General features: G+C 32.1%; 22 protein-coding genes. 1 reads left to right on the top strand and 21 read right to left on the bottom strand.

The window, feature by feature from the left end; genetic code table 11:
- Positions 1 to 56: 56 nt before the first annotated feature.
- The 14 genes from BN863_RS12785 to BN863_RS12850 form a co-directional block, all read right to left on the bottom strand.
- Entirely contained in the window at positions 57 to 968 is a 912-nt protein-coding gene (locus tag BN863_RS12785) for a helix-turn-helix domain-containing protein (protein ID WP_038533597.1), read from the bottom strand.
- A gap of 4 nt (positions 969 to 972) precedes the next feature.
- Complete coding sequence (locus BN863_RS12790) at positions 973 to 1,809, bottom strand: SDR family NAD(P)-dependent oxidoreductase (RefSeq protein ID WP_038531233.1); 837 nt, start codon at positions 1,807 to 1,809, stop codon at positions 973 to 975.
- A 200-nt stretch (positions 1,810 to 2,009) separates the two neighbouring features.
- On the bottom strand, positions 2,010 to 2,873 hold the full coding sequence (locus tag BN863_RS12795; protein ID WP_038531236.1) for an alpha/beta fold hydrolase: 864 nt from the start codon (positions 2,871 to 2,873) through the stop codon (positions 2,010 to 2,012).
- Between the two features lie 174 nt (positions 2,874 to 3,047).
- Positions 3,048 to 3,605: a TetR/AcrR family transcriptional regulator gene (locus tag BN863_RS12800; protein WP_038531239.1), complete on the bottom strand. Its 558-nt coding sequence runs from the start codon at positions 3,603 to 3,605 to the stop codon at positions 3,048 to 3,050.
- Between the two features lie 145 nt (positions 3,606 to 3,750).
- Positions 3,751 to 4,140, bottom strand: a complete 390-nt coding sequence (locus BN863_RS12805; RefSeq protein ID WP_038531242.1) for a RidA family protein — start codon at positions 4,138 to 4,140, stop codon at positions 3,751 to 3,753.
- Positions 4,141 to 4,248: 108 nt separating this feature from the next.
- Complete coding sequence (locus BN863_RS12810; RefSeq protein ID WP_038531245.1) at positions 4,249 to 4,812, bottom strand: Crp/Fnr family transcriptional regulator; 564 nt, start codon at positions 4,810 to 4,812, stop codon at positions 4,249 to 4,251.
- 517 nt (positions 4,813 to 5,329) lie between these two features.
- A complete protein-coding gene (locus tag BN863_RS12815) occupies positions 5,330 to 5,983 on the bottom strand; it encodes a hypothetical protein (protein ID WP_051774783.1) in 654 nt (217 codons plus the stop codon).
- Between the two features lie 8 nt (positions 5,984 to 5,991).
- Positions 5,992 to 6,435 (bottom strand): DUF1569 domain-containing protein, encoded by a 444-nt coding sequence (locus BN863_RS12820; protein ID WP_038531248.1) that lies wholly within the window; start codon positions 6,433 to 6,435, stop codon positions 5,992 to 5,994.
- 10 nt (positions 6,436 to 6,445) lie between these two features.
- A complete protein-coding gene (locus BN863_RS12825) occupies positions 6,446 to 6,796 on the bottom strand; it encodes a YciI family protein (RefSeq protein WP_038531251.1) in 351 nt (116 codons plus the stop codon).
- Positions 6,797 to 6,876: 80 nt separating this feature from the next.
- Positions 6,877 to 7,455: a Crp/Fnr family transcriptional regulator gene (locus BN863_RS12830; RefSeq protein WP_038531253.1), complete on the bottom strand. Its 579-nt coding sequence runs from the start codon at positions 7,453 to 7,455 to the stop codon at positions 6,877 to 6,879.
- 159 nt (positions 7,456 to 7,614) lie between these two features.
- A complete protein-coding gene (locus tag BN863_RS12835) occupies positions 7,615 to 9,177 on the bottom strand; it encodes an SIR2 family protein (RefSeq protein ID WP_051774785.1) in 1,563 nt (520 codons plus the stop codon).
- A gap of 201 nt (positions 9,178 to 9,378) precedes the next feature.
- Complete coding sequence (locus tag BN863_RS12840) at positions 9,379 to 9,966, bottom strand: hypothetical protein (RefSeq protein WP_038531256.1); 588 nt, start codon at positions 9,964 to 9,966, stop codon at positions 9,379 to 9,381.
- A complete protein-coding gene (locus BN863_RS12845) occupies positions 9,950 to 10,741 on the bottom strand; it encodes an alpha/beta hydrolase (protein WP_038531259.1) in 792 nt (263 codons plus the stop codon). The genes BN863_RS12840 and BN863_RS12845 overlap by 17 nt, the downstream gene beginning before the upstream one ends.
- 69 nt (positions 10,742 to 10,810) lie before the next feature.
- A complete protein-coding gene (locus tag BN863_RS12850) occupies positions 10,811 to 11,416 on the bottom strand; it encodes a Crp/Fnr family transcriptional regulator (protein WP_038531262.1) in 606 nt (201 codons plus the stop codon).
- Positions 11,417 to 11,789: 373 nt separating this feature from the next.
- On the opposite strand from BN863_RS12850, the gene BN863_RS12855 reads away from it, so the two are divergent.
- The gene (locus tag BN863_RS12855) at positions 11,790 to 12,761 is read left to right on the top strand and encodes an IS110 family RNA-guided transposase (protein WP_038531264.1); all 972 of its coding nucleotides are present in this window, start codon (positions 11,790 to 11,792) and stop codon (positions 12,759 to 12,761) included.
- 47 nt (positions 12,762 to 12,808) lie between these two features.
- On the opposite strand, the gene BN863_RS12860 is transcribed toward BN863_RS12855, so the two are convergent.
- The 7 genes from BN863_RS12860 to BN863_RS12890 form a co-directional block, all read right to left on the bottom strand.
- Complete coding sequence (locus tag BN863_RS12860; protein ID WP_038531267.1) at positions 12,809 to 13,216, bottom strand: VOC family protein; 408 nt, start codon at positions 13,214 to 13,216, stop codon at positions 12,809 to 12,811.
- Between the two features lies 1 nt (position 13,217).
- Positions 13,218 to 13,604 (bottom strand): DoxX family protein, encoded by a 387-nt coding sequence (locus BN863_RS12865; RefSeq protein ID WP_038531270.1) that lies wholly within the window; start codon positions 13,602 to 13,604, stop codon positions 13,218 to 13,220.
- A gap of 4 nt (positions 13,605 to 13,608) precedes the next feature.
- Positions 13,609 to 14,148, bottom strand: a complete 540-nt coding sequence (locus BN863_RS12870) for a dihydrofolate reductase family protein (RefSeq protein ID WP_038531273.1) — start codon at positions 14,146 to 14,148, stop codon at positions 13,609 to 13,611.
- Between the two features lie 10 nt (positions 14,149 to 14,158).
- On the bottom strand, positions 14,159 to 14,659 hold the full coding sequence (locus tag BN863_RS12875) for an SRPBCC family protein (RefSeq protein ID WP_038531276.1): 501 nt from the start codon (positions 14,657 to 14,659) through the stop codon (positions 14,159 to 14,161).
- Positions 14,649 to 14,981, bottom strand: a complete 333-nt coding sequence (locus tag BN863_RS12880) for a metalloregulator ArsR/SmtB family transcription factor (RefSeq protein WP_038531278.1) — start codon at positions 14,979 to 14,981, stop codon at positions 14,649 to 14,651. The genes BN863_RS12875 and BN863_RS12880 overlap by 11 nt, the downstream gene beginning before the upstream one ends.
- A 279-nt stretch (positions 14,982 to 15,260) precedes the next feature.
- Positions 15,261 to 16,100 (bottom strand): DUF932 domain-containing protein, encoded by an 840-nt coding sequence (locus tag BN863_RS12885; RefSeq protein ID WP_038533605.1) that lies wholly within the window; start codon positions 16,098 to 16,100, stop codon positions 15,261 to 15,263.
- A 250-nt stretch (positions 16,101 to 16,350) separates the two neighbouring features.
- Positions 16,351 to 17,172: a hypothetical protein gene (locus BN863_RS12890; RefSeq protein WP_038531281.1), complete on the bottom strand. Its 822-nt coding sequence runs from the start codon at positions 17,170 to 17,172 to the stop codon at positions 16,351 to 16,353.
- Between the last annotated feature and the right edge of the window lie 31 nt (positions 17,173 to 17,203).

The raw sequence follows: 17,203 nt of genomic DNA on the forward strand, positions 1-17,203 counted from the left end.
CATTTAATAACTAAATCCGCTGTTTTTTAAATCCATTACAAGCAGTAGAAATTTTTTCAATTAAACGATGCCCTGAATTGCAAGGGTGTTTGTTGTGTGTTTTTTTTAAACATAGTACTGAATGATTGAGGATATTCAAACCCTAAATCATAAGCAATTTCCTTTATGCTAAGATTAGTTGTAGAAAGTAGCTCTTTCGCCCTTTTAACTATAGATTCTTGAATATGGGTTTGTGCATTTTTCCCGGTGGCATTTTTCAATAAATCACTTAAATAATTGGGAGAGATATTGAGTTTTTCTGCAAAATAGTTGACCGTTGGAACACCCGATAGTGTAGCATCACTTTTTAAGTACACATCCATTAATTCTTCCATTTTGATTACCATATCGTTATTCACAGAACTTCGTGTTAAAAACTGTCTGTTGTGAAAACGTTTTGCGTAATTCAGAAGCAAGTCAATATGCGATACTATCAAATCCTGACTGTAATAGTCAATGTTATTTTTTAGTTCATCTTGCATTTGATTCATTAGGGACATAATGATATGGTCTTCTTTTTCAGAAAGGTGAAGCGCTTCTGCGGTAGAATAGGAGAAAAATCCATAATTATCAATATGTTTTCCCAATTCATAATGCCGTATTAGGTCAGGTTTAAAAACCATCATATATCCTGACACGGGGTCATCCGCAGGATTCGTGACAGAAAAGATTTGACCTGGCTTGGTAAAACTCATCACGCCTTCATCAAAATCATAATGACCTTGTCCGTACCTAAACTTGCCTGAAGCCTCTTTTTTAATAGCTACACAATAGAAATCATAATAAAAGCTGCTCCAAATTTCATTGGAATCGAATTTCAAATGCTCAAAATCAATTACGCTTATCAAAGGATGAATTGGTTTTGGCAAGTTGAATAATCTATGAAGTTCAGATATGGACTCAATTTTATATGGAGCAGCTTTTTTCACACTATTATTGTTTAAAATCAGTAGATAAAGATAAAGCTTTCCATTGTTCCATTTCTTCCTTTTCGTTTTTACGAACTTGTAAAATGGCATTGTAACTATCAGAACCTAAAGGAAGGTGCAAGGGAGGATTCGGCATTTCTATAAATTTACGTACTACGGCTGCTAATTTTTCAGGATTTCCTAATTGCTTGCCATGAAATCCTGTAAATTGTGCTACCTGTTTATCCAAATTATAGGCGTCAATTTTATTTTTCGCCACATTCAGACTGTCCTCATTCATAAAATTTGTGCGAAATGTTCCTGGAGCAAGGATGGTTATTTTTATGCCAAAAGGAGCGACTTCTTGAGCCAGCGCTTCTGATAGTCCAATAACCGCATATTTTGATGCACTGTAGCTTCCGTTAGCGGGATAACTCATATAGCCCATCATAGATGCGATATTAATAATATGCCCCGATTTTTGATTGCGTAAGTGTGGCAAAACATTTCTGATGATGTGGGTCATTGCAAAGACATTAACATCCATTGTTTTTCTAAACTCGGCATCGCTTAGTTCTTCGATATTACCCAATAGGTTATACCCTGCATTATTGACCACAACATCTATATGACCAAATTCATCTATGCTTTTTGAAATAGCATTTTTAACCTCTTTTTCATTGGTGATGTCTAGCTTTATGGGTAGCAAATTCCCTTCGTATTCTTCAATTTTTTCTATAAGCGTGTCTGTATTTCGCGAAGTTGCAACTACCTTATCTCCATTAGCTAAAGCTGCTTTTGTAATTTCAAGCCCCATACCTTTAGAGGCTCCTGTAATAAACCAAACTTTCTGTGTATTCATAATTTTTTGTTTTATACAAAACTATCGGATACTTAGATGAATAAAGTTTTCAAATCACGGAGAGATGTATTTAAATTCAGGATTTTAAGAATTATATTTTAAAACCAAACGGTCTCGTATAATGGACAATTAGGGGTTTATATATCTTGATTTTCAGTTAAGAACAAGCAATGTATATTTTTTACCTTGTTGGCAATTGGCTATTTCAAATACTTCTTCATAAAGGTTCTCATTTTTGCAATGATTTTTTTCCCATCTTCTTCTAAAGCAAAATGTCCTGTATCATAAATATTATAGTCTATAGTTTTCACATCTTTTTTAAATGCCTGGGCACCTTGTTCTGGAAAATATTCGTCATTTTTTCCCCATACGATAAGCATTGGAGGTTGATGGTCTCGTAAATACTTTTGCCATAAGGGATATTGCTTGATGTTGTCTTGGTAATCATACCATAAATCTAAATTAACTTTATGAGCATTGGGTCTAGACATTCTAAGATAATCTAAGTGCCAAGTATCAGGATTTACACTTTCTGGATTTCTTGTTCCATGGGTATATTGCCATTTTAAACCATCTAATGTAAAGGCTGGTAATAGTGCATTTTCTGTTGTTTCATTTCTATTGGCCCAGAAATTTCTAATAAGTTCCCATCCTTTTCCTAGTCCCTCCTCATAGGCATTACCATTTTGAGTAATAATAGCCGTAACCCGTTCAGGGTGTTTAACAGCAATTCTAAATCCAATAGGAGCACCGTAATCCTGCATCATAATGGCATAAGTCTTTAATCCCTTTTTTTCCAAAAAGGAATCCATTGTTTTAGCGATATTCTCAAAAGTGTATTCATACACGTTTGGAGCAGGGAAATCACTGTTTCCAAAACCAGGATAATCTGGTGCAATTAAATAATAGTCGTCTGATAACGTGTTGAGCACTTTTCGATATTGGTGTGAAGATGCAGGATAGCCATGCAGTAAAACCAAAGTAGGATTTTTTGGGTTTCCGGCTTCTCGGTATGCTATATCAATACCATCAACTTCCATTGTTTTGAATTTTGTCGCTTTCATAAAAGATGTATTTTGAGATTTTACGGTGGATTTAGCTATAATACTTTCTTTTTTCAGATTCTTGACTTCCGATAAAAAGCAGTACTGCTCCTAAGACAGTAGTAATAATTTTTTTCATTTATGGTAGTCTTTATATTTTACCGAACATTCGGTTTATTATTAAGGGAAATTTTTTTAGTGATATCTATCTTTTATTTTTTTTAATGTGTTTTCAAAAACGGTAGTATCTTGCAAACCTTTACTTACCAAAAGACTACCTTGTATATCAATCAATGTTTGCATAGCCTTTTCTTCTGCTAAGTGTTCAGATAAATTAATTGATAAGCCAAAATGCTTAAATGCCTTTAGCCATTCATTCATACCATTAGTAATACTTTGACCGAATAAATCCATTCCATTTTGCGTAGATAAAACTTTAAATAAGCAAGAGTCTAGCCCACCATTATAGAGTTCCCCTATTTGTAACAGTGCATTTTTTAATCTATCCTCAGCAGGATCTCCTTCCTTATTAAGTACGTTGAATATGTTATCTGCCACCCATTTTTCAATATTAATAAGTACAGATTCGGCCATTTCCTTTTTACCACTGGGAAATCTATGATAAAGACTTGCTTTTTTTAAGCCCGTTATATTAGATAAATCATTGAGACTTGTGCCTTCATACCCTTGTGTCCTAAAAATTTTTGATAAGGAAATTATTAACTCGTCGTCGTTTACTTTTTGTGGTCTCATAAAACAAAGATACAAGTAATTTGTTAGTTACCGAATGATTGTTAAATAAGTCTAACGATATTACAGCTTATTGATTATGAATGGCAAATGAAAAATATAAAATTAATTTGCTATTTTTTATTTTAAACACTTTAATTTTCCTTAACTATTTTACAACGGTAACTTCTAATTCAACTTTTAAGGTTTCATATAGACTCTTTACTTCTAATACAGTACTTGCTTGTTTTATGTTGTGTTTAACCACCCAATTTTGGAAAACATCAAAACAAGAAAAAAGCTCTTCCGTTGAAGTAGTATAAATATTTAATCTAACAATATTTTTACATTCATATCCTGAGGCAATAATTACTTTTTCCAAATTATTTATAGCTTCAATTAGTTGAGTTTTCATATTTCCGGTACTTGATATTCCTTCAGCATTAATCGCTGTTTGTCCAGAAACATATAAAGTTCCTTCAGCATTCGTTACTTCAATTGCTTGTGCGTAACTTCTTTCATTTTGCCATGTCCATGGGTTGATTGTTCGTTTTTCCATTTTAGTTTGTGCTAGTGTTAAAATTGAACTTATTGTTTAGATACAAATATGTAAATACTAGCATTGCTTGAGTGTGACAAACATCACAATTATAAAATCGTCAAAATATTAAGAAGAGAGCCTACTCAGTGTCTCTCGTGAAACACCTAAATAAGACGCTAAAAGCGTTTTTGGAACACGTTGAAATAATAGTGGATATTGTTTTAGTAATTGCTCATAACGTTCTTTAGCATTTGAAGTTAGAAAAGATAAAATCCTATTTTGTGAAGCGATTTGTCCTGAAATAGATTTTTGAAGGAAGAAACGTTCCATTTTGGGTATTTTAGTGCATAACTTATGGTAACTTTCAAGGCTTAAAGAGAATACAGAAATATCTTCGATACACTGTAATGACATATTCGCTTTTGTTTTTGAAAAATAGGCTGCAAAATCACTCTCCCACCAGTCTTCCATTGCAAATGAGATAATATGCTGTTTGCCATCTTTATCGTCATAAAACAATTTTAAAAGTCCGGTAACAACAAAATAACAGTGATCGGCAGATTTTCCTTGCTTAATGAGAAACTCATTTTTTTGATACTTTTCGAACACGAAATATGATGATATTATTAAAAACTCATCTTCTGTAAGAGGTATAATTTTTTCTATATGCTCTTTTAACTTTTTCTTCATTAATGAGAATTATATTTTGTATTTAGGCTGATTCATAGTGGTTGATTTTTTTTCTAATTAGCCAAATTAAGAGTGATTTCCATCCTTTGGTTTTATTAAATTGGTGTTTTTGGGCAACTTACTTCCGTGGTTAATAATTTGTCCATTTCCAAATGAAAAATACAGCCACGAGGCTAAACCAAATCAACCTGAAACTATCTCACTTTATTATTTCCTAAGTTTACATTAGTAAAGCCATTCCTATTCCAATTAGTAATAAAGAGGCAATTAGTAATGTTTGCAATGTTTTTGTTTTTCCCTTTTTTGAAAGCCAAATTCCTAACATAATTTCAATTTTTTAATTAATATCGTTTTGCCTATATGTGTACGAGCAGTAGCCGACTTTGGAAACCAAAACTTTCGGTTAAGCACTAATGCAAGAAGCTATTGCAAAATATTATTTACTAATTTACGAAAAGCAAATGAATTTGCAGTAGCGATAAAGGAAGCGGAAACTTTGAGTTTAGCACTTAACCCGCTATTGCTCATTAACATTATTAGCGGTAGTGCTTTTTTCGATTAGTAAAATGTTTGACATCAATACAATCGGTACAACGCAAGTGGGTAAAAAGCAATATGGAAATTCCAATACGGCAATATTTGGTTGGTCAAATGCAAATTGTTGAATTAGCGAAGGCGAAGATAAAATAGCCAAGGACACTATAACCAGTAAAAATACAATTCCGATACTATTCCAAATAATAAAAAGTGTTCGATTGATTTTTCTTTTTAAAATTAGCTGATAAACCAAAATTATCAATGCAGAAATTCCTAATACAATGTCAAAATTCCAACCGTAAAACGTCATTAGTTGCGGGATTTTTTCTTGAAGATAAAGTTGATACAAAACCAATTCAACAGAGATTCTTAAAATGTGTATTCCTAACAGAAAATTTGGCTTTAGTTTTGAGGCATCAATCCGATTTAGTCCGAAAATAGTCAATAAAACTGTACCGAAAATGACAATCGGAAATAGTTTCGGATTTTCTATAAATATTTGATAAAATGCCAAAGCACCAATCAAAACTTGCCAAACTGTAAGGAGCAAAATTAACCTTTTATTTTTTCCTGTTCCGTAATAAAGAAAGAGCAAAGACAAAAAAACCATTAGTAAAAATATGACTTTCAGCATAGCAAAAATTACCTTCCGAACTGTCTTAAATGATGGTCTGTATGCTTGAAAACATATTTACCGATTTCGTCCTTTGACATTTTTCCGAAGAACGGATGCACAAAATTTGAGTTAAAGAAATCACTGTAGCTATTAAGCAAGTCAATCCATTTGGCCTTTTCTATTTCAAAATTTCCAGTTCCTTTTATTTTAAATTCTGGATGTGTAGGCTGGTTTTTCTTCATTGGATTATCGTTTTTCAAGATTCCGTTCAATGCCATTTTGCCGAATAACTTACCCATAATTAAGCGTTTGTATTGCTTTTTTCCTTGAAACATTTCCTCGCTCAACGTACAATGTTTCAGCATTTGGTAAGCATTCATTTCCCCCCATTGAGCATTGTCGGTTGTTTTCAATTGATTGATTCGGTCTGTCAATAAGTTGATTGTTTTTTGATTGAATATCGTTTCCATAAGTCTGATTTTAGAATTCCATAGGTATTAAAGGTCGAACTTCAACGGAACCGCCCATTGCAAGAACAGGACAGTTTTTAGCCAAATTTTCGGCTTCCTGTAAACTTATGGCTTTTACGACCATATTACCGCTCAATGTTTGGTTGTCTGAAATGTAAATATTGTTGGAAATCTGCCCTTTTGGATTGATACAACTTCCTTTAAATCCCAATCGTGAAGTATTTACCAGTTTTGCTTGTGATGCTATACTTCCAATGTAGTTTTTCCATTGGTTTTGCATCGTTGCCATTTGTTCGACAGTCGGTTGTTCGTTGCTTGGTGACATTCTGAAAAGCAACATAAATTCTTTTAAAGTTTCCATAATTCTTTATTTTTTAGATTATGAAAACAAAAGTATCGGTTGTTTTATTTAAAATAGTTGCCCTATGGCAAAAACGGAACTTATAGAGAAATTTCTTTGCGAATGCGACTCAAAGAATATTTTGTGATGCCTAAATAAGTAGCGATGTGTTGCAACGAAACATTTTGAACGATGTGCGGTTTATCCTTTATTAGTCTTGAATACCGCTCTTTTGCTTCGTCTGCAATCAACGATACACTTTGATTTTTCAATGCAAAATAGGAACTGACCAATCGTCTGCGACCTTGTTCTCTAAATGCTTCTATACTATGAAAAAGTTGTTGGAACGTTTCAAAATCGAGTTGCCAACAAACGCAATCAGTCAGTGCTTGAATATTTTCACGGGTCGGATTTCGTAGAAAAAATGATGACCAATCGATAACGATGTCGCCTTGACCGTAAAAATTCGTGGTAATCTCGTTTCCATTTAAGTCGTTGACAAAAGAGCGTACAAAACCACTTTCTAAAAACCAATAATGATTTTCGGTTATCCCTTCTTGAAGTAGATAATCATTTTTGGAAAAACTTACTTGTCTGAATTTGGGTAAAATCAGCTCAAGTTCATTCTCTTTAAAGTCGTTTGAAGAGAATATATTTTTTAAAAAGTGTTCTTCTTTCATTCTGTTTTTTGGTTTTTTGCATTACCGCTAACGGTCTCGGCTCGAGTAGTTGCGTGATTTAGCACTTAACTTGGAAAGTACACACCAAACTGAAAATCCGCGAGGATTTTTAGAAGTAGGCGAGTACTAGCAATGGATTATATACGGTATTAGCTTTAGTTATTCTTTATACTTCAGATAATCGTAGAGACAAATTAACTTTCTAAAATGAGTTCCATATTTACTATCATCAAGAAGCTTTTTATTATCAATTAAATAATTTAGAAGTTCATCTAAATTTATCTTATCGCAGGATAATAATGGTGTATATAGTAAGATGTGTAGCTGATTATTCGCAGACTTTAACTCAGTAAAAGATGAATATTTATCATTAATTTCTTTTGTTTTTCTTATGTAGTTAGCAGACGGATAAAAACTTTCTGGTTTAACTTCGTTTACCTTTTTTATAAATTCTGGTGAAAACTCAACTATTTCGTTGTCTTCATCAATTTCATTGTTATCATTTAAATAACTAGCACTTCTTAAATGTTTAAAATACGGGATGTATTTTGCATTTAGATAAGGTAAACACAATTCGGATATTTTATCAGATTCCCAATTCCTACACTCAATAGCGTCTAAGAGAACATCTTTAAGTTCAATACCTTTAATACCAACCTCTGAAAACTTGTCTTTAAGACCTACGCCATATACAAATTCAGCATTATGAATATTTTCTATATTTTCCAAATTGTCTGTAACGTATATTTTGGATTTAGAATTATTAGATTTAACAAAGTCATAAACCATACCTTTCATTTGCCTAAGAATTTTAATGGGCAATTTTCTTTTATTATTAGCTAAGACTGTGAAGATTTCTATAAAATTATTAGTTCTGATTAATTTGATTGGTATAACTGTGTCAGAAATTAATAAAGTGCTATCGATAATGCTCGTTTGAATTGGCTCTGGACTCCATTGGCAGAAAATTAGTCTATCTTTTAATTTGTCAATTTTTTCTTTAGTTAGACATTTAATTATAGATTTTAAAATAGACTGAATGTTTTTGTCATCTAAACTATATCCGATGAAAATTATTGGATTTTCAATAAATATAGTTAATAGTTTAGCTGCTAAATATGCATTTCTATCCTCGTAATTATGGTAATCTTCCTCTGTTAGAATTAGCGAATTAGGTTTTGAAGAGCAACCGTGAATTTTGTATATTTCTCCTATTGAATATAATTCTGAAAATATTAATTCTTCTTGACCAACAAACTTATTGAATTCAGGAAAAATATTTTCTAAAAGCTCGTCCCAATTTGTCGTTATTGCTCCATCTATATTTATCTTTTTAAGAAGTTTTAATTCTTTGTCAATTATATCATCTTTAATTAATTGGTTTTGTGTTTGTATCTTTTTTGCAACTTCAAATTTTAGCGGGGAATATTTTGTTTCAGCGATTGCAGAAAATTCTTTACGGCTTTCCTCAAACTTTTCTCCACTCCACCATAGTTCATTAAAATCTTCTCCTATTATTGATGCAACTTTAGGTAGTTTTGAGTCTGCATTAGATTTATAGAAATTATAAGGTTTTATTAGTCCAAGTTCTTTACAAATTTCCATTAGTAATAATTCCCAAGTCGGTAGTCCTAAATATCTTCTAGAAAATCCCGAACCAATAAATAAGAATGGTGATGTTGAAAATTTTGAGATGTGCTTTTTAAATTCTTCTTCAAACATATTTTTTGGTGTTTGTTCCTTGGGTTTGAGTGTTAATTACAGCTAACGGACTCGTATATGAAAAGTAGGGCAGTTGATAAGCACTAACTTTCAGTAAAGCAAGAAGCCATATATTTAACTTTTATTGTGTAGCTAAAATACAAATTAAATATATGGCGACCCTGTAAATATGCACAAGCCATTGGTCAGGCAATAATCGCCCTATTTTTTATATACATTGTTAGCAAAAGTTTTTGTCCACCCAATTCCAATTTGATATCCAGATTGAGCTTTGTCCTTAATTAAAGGTAGAAATGTAGTAATTCCAATACTATTAGAATTGTTAATCTTGTATTTTGGTGAGAAGGAAAAACCGTAATTAAAGAAAACTTCATTGTTGGAATAATCTCGTTCGAAACCTATTCTTTCATTAATCAAAGTGCCTTTTGTATGGGCATAACTTAAACCAACTGGTACTTCAAAGTTTAATTGTACTTTATTAAAATTTAACGAATACCCAAAGTTAACAGTAGGTATTATTCGCATATCAATATCATCTGCTAAATAAGCATCTGGTTCTGATTCTCCTTTAAAATCGAAATAGGCCGTTAGAGTAAAAGAAATCGTGAAATGACTTGTTCTATTAGACAGCGGTACGATAAATTTGCCGTAGCCGCCGTAATATAATGATTCATCGCCCGCTCCCAATACACCTACTTCTAACGAGCTGTTATTAGTTTTTTGAGCATATAGGGTGTTACTCATAGATAACAAACCTATAATTGTAATTATTCTAATTGCTGAATACATAATCTAATCCTTTTTTAAATATTGTATTTGCAGAATCTGCATGTCCGCTCTTTTTTATTAATTCATTTTTATGTTTAAAATTTTGATAGTTTCTGTTGTCTACACGTTCATTCATTTCCTCAAAAGACGCGAGCATAACTCCTCCTTCTAAGGTCCCCATTCCATTATAAAATGTTACGTCTAAGTCAATGTTTTCATTTGCATAATTCTGTTCATATTCAAATATTACACCCGAATCGTACCAATATGATGTGCCACTTGCAATAAATTTATCGAATGGGTTATCTTGCCTGTTTTGTGCCATAACATACTGTGTGAATAACCCACCAAAAGAATGTCCAATTAGTGTTTTATTATTTGATGGCTCTATATTATACCTTGATTCAAGTTCAGGTATTAGTTCTTCTTTAATGAATTGATAAAAGTTAGCAGCACCTCCTGTACCGTGTTCATAAGATGTTGGGGTATAATCTCGATTTCTATTTTTATTGTTTCCAATAGATATTAAAATAGAAGGAGGCATACTTCCGCTCTGAGTTTTATCGGAAATTAAATTTGCTATGGTATTGAATCTGGTATCGCCATCTAATCCAATTATCAGTTGATTTGAAGAATCATTGGAATAAATTTCTGGTAGATAAACATAAATAGGATAGCTATCGTTAATAATATTTGATTGTATTATAAATTCTTCGGTAGCTCCAATGATGTCTAAACTCTCATCATTTGAACAACTTAAAAGTAGAGGTAGAAGTAAAAGATAAATAGGTTTCATAAGTTATAATTTGTCACAAAGATGCAACAGCTTTAAGCTATAAAACTTATTTCAAATCAATAAATGATTTTATTTTTTAAGATATTCTTTTTTTACTCTACTATAAGTTTCCGGTGACATGCCCAAGTAATTTGCAATTAACTTTTGAGGTATTTCTTCTATGAAGATTTTAGATTTTTCAATTGTTTTTAGAAATAATTCATACTTTTTACTGGCATCTTTGTGTTGTAAGAGTAAAGACCTTTTTTCACGCTCTAGATGTACTTGTTCAAATAGTTTAGTGTAGATATAACAAAAAGGCTGGCTTTCCAATAGTAATTTTTCAATATCTTTTTTTTGAAAATATAGAACTTCTGCATCGGTAATTGCCTCTTGTATTTGATTTGAAGGCGAGTTTTCCATATAGCTAGTAAAATTGTTAAAACTCATACCTGAAAGTGAAAAATCAATAGTAAACAATTCTCCTTCAATTATTACGTATTGATGAATAAAGCCTTTAATTACTAAACTAGTTTTTGTTTCAGTTTGGCTAATATTTAAAATAATTTCTCCCTTTTTGTATTTTTTCTTTTTTAAAATTTCAGCTATTGGCCTAAATTCCAATTCTGTCAGTGGGTATACAGTATTTAAAAAGCTAAATAATATATTTTCTTCGGTTGAAAAAGCTTTATTCATTAAGTAAGTAGGTTGATTTTAAATTTTTGCTAACGGTTTTGTGTATGAGCAGTAGCGGATTTTAAACAACTACTTTTCGGATAACAATATAGTTTAATTTATGCAAAAACGGTTCAGGTTAGCACCTAAACCGCTATTGCTTATACACGTCTTAAGTTAGCATTTTAATAAAAACACTAAATTAATACCTATAAATTAGAAAGAACAAAAGAGAGGAATAAGGTTATTATATACGGAGAGACTACAGATCTCGTCAACATTGAAAATCCCCTCTCTTTTACTACACAGATTTCGTACAGTTCTATGAGGCTTTTAGACCTCGATTTTAAGTCGTTGAAACTCGCGTAGTCGTCCTTTCAAAAATCATTTTCTTATGAATAAAGATATTAAATATTTTGGAATTGATATTAGCCATTTAGTTTTTGATGTGACAGATTCAGATGGCAATTACTACCAATTTAAAAACACAATTTCTGGCTTTAAAAAATTCACAAAACTCTTAGATTTGGATAGTCATTGTGTTATGGAAGCCACGGGATACTACCACTATCAATTGGCCTATTATTTACTAGAATTAGGGATAAAAGTATCAGTAGAAAACCCTTTAGCTGTTAAACGCTTTATCCAGATGAAGTTGTCTAAGATCAAGACCGATAAGAGTGATTCTAAACTTATTTGTGAATATGCAAAACAAGTAGATTTAAAGCCCTGGGAAGGTCAATCCAAACATCAAACAGAATGTCTTCAAATGACCAGACTCCTTTCTGTGTATACAAAACAGAGCACTATGCTGAAGAATAAAATACATGGTGAAGCCGTTTTAGGAAATCCTAGCAAAGCAGTTGTAAGTTCTATTAAACGAAGCTTAAAACACGTTTTAAAAGAAATCAAAACTTTAGAAGATAAACTGATGGTATTAGTTAAAGAAGTCCACCAGGATGTATTAACTCGCTTAAAAAGTATACCAGGAATTGGAAACAAAACGGCATTGATGCTTGTGGTTCTTACAGATGGTTTTGAGCGTTTTACAAGCGGTAGTGAACTCTGCAGTTATGCTGGATTAACTCCTGTAGTTAGAAAGAGTGGTAGCAGTGTAAATGGACGTAGTAGAATAAGTAAAATAGGAAATCAAAAGCTTCGTAATTTATTATTTATGTGCAGTTTTAATGCCTGTAAATACAACAAAGCATGCAGAGATATTTATGAACGAATTGTAGCAAAAGGGAAGAGTAAAAAACTAGCTTTAATAGCTGTGTGTAATAAGCTTCTAAAACAGGCTTTTGCTATCGCAAAATCTGGTTTAATATATGATGATTCTTATAGAAGTACTTTAGTGAAAAGTTAATGCTTTTTTACTTGTTTTTTACCACAGTACTTTGTTGTGGGCAGTTTTTATTCCGTTGGCATTTTTGACATATCCATATAGAACATTTCCCAAGTGTGTCCATCTAAATCTTCGATTGTTCGTTGTTGCATAAAATCGTAATCCCTTAATTCGTTTGGTTCATTTCCGCCTGCCCTTAATCCATTTTCCAAGATTTCGTTCATTTCATCCACACTATCGGTAGATAAAGAATAAAGACCTGCTATATTCTCTTTTGTATCTGCAATAGGTTTAGTCGCAAAAGTTGAAAATTTTTCTTTAGCCATTAGCATTACGTAAATAGTATCGCTCCATACCATACATTTCGTGTTGTCGTCTGAAAATTGAGGATTGTTTGTAAATCCTAATGCAGTGTAAAAATCCATTGATTTGTTCACGTCTTTTACCGCTAGGTTGATAAAAATTTGTTTTGCCATTTTAATCTGATTTGTGTTTTATTGTTTGAATTTTGTTTTTATAATAGTAGGAGAGTGCAAGTATGCATAAGAAGGCCAACGGCATTATCATATATCCAATGTTCTTATCTACACAAGCGTGACTGATGAACGCAAAAATAAGTGTAAATGAAAGTCCTGAATATGCCCATTCTTTTAGCTTATCAGGTGTTTTTGGGTAAATGATTGCAATAACTCCAAGGACTTTTGCAATAGCCAATGAGTATGCGAAATAATCGGGATAGCCCAAAGCTTTCGTTCCGATTGTCATATACTCCGGTGCAAAAATCCAAGTACTCATTGGCATAACGGCTTCCCAAAGTGCTATAATAATTGTAGCAGTCCAAAAAATGATTTTAGCTTTTTTCATTGTCTTATTTTTTTAATATTCGTTTGTAATGCAATTGAGCCAATCCTGTATCATACGTTTTGGCCTCAACAAATTTAAGTTCTTGTTCAGGTCTTCCATCCTTGAAGAGTCTTGTACCATTTCCAACTAGAATAGGGATGACAGAAATTATAAATTCATCTATTAAATCACTTTTTAAAAGTTCGTTTATTATTTCCGCTCCACCATCACAATAAATATTCTGTCCTTTCTGAGATTTTAATTGTTTAACCAAATCGGTTAAATTTTCTGTGTAAAAAGTTGTTCTACCCACTTTTTGTTTTGGAGTTCTTGTAATGACGTAGACGTCTCTTTCTCCATTGTCATAGTGAGAATCTCCAATTTCCTTTAGCACATAGTCATAAGTTTTTCTTCCAAGGATAATGGTATCAACGGTATCTGTAAATTCCTTATAACCATAATCTTCTCCTTCTTTTTCTACAATATTTAAAAAACTGAGGTCGTCATTGGGTTTTGCAATATATCCGTCCAAACTTGTTGCTATGAAAAGTGATAATTTTCTCATTGTATAGTAATTATTTTGAAGATGATAATAACTTTGCTAAATGGTTTAATGTAGCTGTAAAGCCTTCTTTGAAGCCCATTTGAATGTGCATTTCAAGGTCAGCAAGTTTTGCGTGCTTTATGGAAATTTTTACTGTTGTAATTCCATCAACCTCGCTAAAGTCCAAGTTCCATTTGGCTGATGGCATTTGCTCATTAATGTTTTCGTCCTTATCCGCAAAAGCGTCCTTGAATTGGAAATTGTCCTTGGGTGAAATTGAAGTAAAGTCTTGGATGGACCAATGTTCTTCGCCTTCGGGGCCGACCATTGCGTAAAATCTTCGTCCACCTTCCTCAAAGTTCATATACTTTGTTCTTGATTTCCACGGTTCTGGTGCCCACCATTGGTCAAGGATTTCCTGCTTTGTAAAAGCATCCCAAACCATTGGTTGTTCTGCATCAAATTCTCGGTTTACGAAAACGGCACTTGTTTTTTTGTCAACTGTAAAGTCGAATAATAGATTATTTTTCATTTTTCTTGTTTTTAAGTGTTGATAATAAATTGTCTAGTTGGTCAAAACGGTTTTCCCAAATTTTTCTAAAATGTTCCAACCATTTATCGATTTCTTTCATTTTTTCAATTTTTAGTTCGTAGTATATTTCTCGACCTTGTTGGTTTGTTTCTACAAGGTCACATTCGTTCAAAATTTGAAGATGTTTTGAAATGGTAGGTCTTGCGGCATCAAAGTTTTCAGCAATTGCTCCAGCTGTCATTGCTTGAGAAGTGAGCAATACCAATATCGCTCGTCTTGTTGGGTCTGAAATTGCTTGAAATATGTCTCTTCTTAATTTCATTATGAAGTTATTTGACTACAAATATATATGAAGTTATTTAACTACGCAAATATTTTTCATTTTTTTTGCAGGAAGTGGAAATTTAGTTGGAAGGGTTGATGTCCGTAGGCTGTTCTTAAATTGCCCACAACGTTAGTACATAGCACTTATGTACTATATACATCCAAATATAAGATATATGAAACATATGTTTTATACATCTTTTATAGAGTTATTCCTTATTTTATAAATAGGATCTAAAAATCTCCAGTTTAAGGTACTGGAGAAACCTTAATTATTTTATAAACTCATTTCATAAATGGTATTAAAAAGCGTCTTGTCCCATTTTTCTTGTTGGGAAAAAGACTTTTTAAGTGTTCTATGAAGTACGGCATTGAAAGCATTGTAACCTAACCATAAATTAGGTTCTTCGTTAAGTAACATCGCTTCATAATTTAGAACCTCGATGACTTCCCGCGATTTCTTAGACGGATTGTCATTTTTATCACTGCACTCATATCTAAATAATTTATCACGTTCTAAAACTGATTTCACAAAAGCTTCTGTATCGATGATTTTTATATCCTTCATACTATTAAACTTATGAATAATGGTATAAAACTCATTATCTAAAAACTTCTCAAACAGCCGGTTTAACCTCGGCATAATCAGTTCTGTATTATTTCGATTGTGTTTTATAGAAAATGCTATTTCAGCCTGCGACACGTGTAAACCGTTAGAACATACTTTTCTATAAAAGCCAAAATGTCCTGAGGTTTTCTCACTACCATCGTACGAGTTTTTAAATCTCAACATCGGTAGTATCAAATCATCATCATTTTTCACTTTAAACTGATTCGTATCTTCAATGATGAAATCCGTTATAAACGATCTATCATTTCTATTAATACTCCGTTTGTGAAATTTTAAATCGGCGTCTTCAAGCATGGTTTCTGCTTTCTTAAAGAACAATTCATTTGGAATATGTCCGTAACTGTTGGACACGACGTTCACAACTTTACCATTCGAAATGATAACGTTTTCTAGCCCTCTACGTGAAGGCATTTGGATCAGACTTTCTAAAGCAGTCATTTCCGATGGCACAAAAATGTCATCTTGTTGTAAATTCTTTAAATACATAACTTTTGATTTTAGGCCCATCTTACGACAGGCAGATTAAACAATAATGCGCTTAATCTAAACGGAAGCTAAAATCTCAGCTGAAAAGGAAACGGAATAAATAAGCAATGGCCTTAGTGGAGGCTTTATGCCGTAGTCTTTTTAAGGGAGTATTTTACGAGTTTAACTTGCGTGGCTATTGTATATATTAAAACAACACAAAATTTTCATTGAACATCTTTCTTACCAATATAAATAATATAAATTGAAATTATTTAAACTTCGGTACTGAAAAATCAATTGTAGGATCTATTTCATCAGCCCTGGAAATTGCCCAATCTAAGTAATTTTTAAATTCATTTTGGTTTTCAAAATTGGTCTCCTTCTCTACTAAGGCGTTTATGTAAATTCGTATATCATTTGCTAATTTGTAATTATTGGCCGAAGCAATTAATTGATTTAAATTATTTTCTACAAATTGTTTTTGTTTGGCTAAATCTTCTTCAATTTTTAATTGCACTTGTCTTTCCTCTTCCTCGAGTTCCCTACGCTTCCTTGATTCTGCAAACTCCAAACTCTCTTTTTCAATATAATTATAAATCGGATTTAAGTAATCTTTTAATTTTTTAGAATCATTTTCTAGCCATCCTTTACGGGCATGGCTACCAACTTGAAATTCTAAAAACATACTCTTCTCATAGGTCTCACTACTATAGCCTGTGGAATCCTTAACCCGTTTTCGAAAATACTTTTGCCTTAAATTAATTTCCGTTAGATGTCCATACATTTCAATATGACAGCAATCGTATTTAAATGTAATATAATGTCCATTCTTTTCTAAACAAAGTATTAAATCATTCATAAAGTTAAAGGCACGAGGTCTTAGCTTAAGTTCTACTGAAATCGGTAAACAAGTACCTCTGAACTTCCTTTTTTCTTCCCAAGTGATGTTCTTTTTTTTATCGAACTTCTCTAATTCTAATTTGGTTTTTCGAACTAACTGATGATATTTTTGGATCATAGGAATGGAATATATTTTAATAATTACTATTTTGAAATAACCAAACTTAAGTGCCTTTAATAATTTAGGCAAATTAATTTATTTGATATTCTTATTCTGAAAA

The sequence above is a fragment of the Formosa agariphila KMM 3901 genome (assembly GCF_000723205.1).
Taxonomy (GTDB): domain Bacteria; phylum Bacteroidota; class Bacteroidia; order Flavobacteriales; family Flavobacteriaceae; genus Formosa; species Formosa agariphila.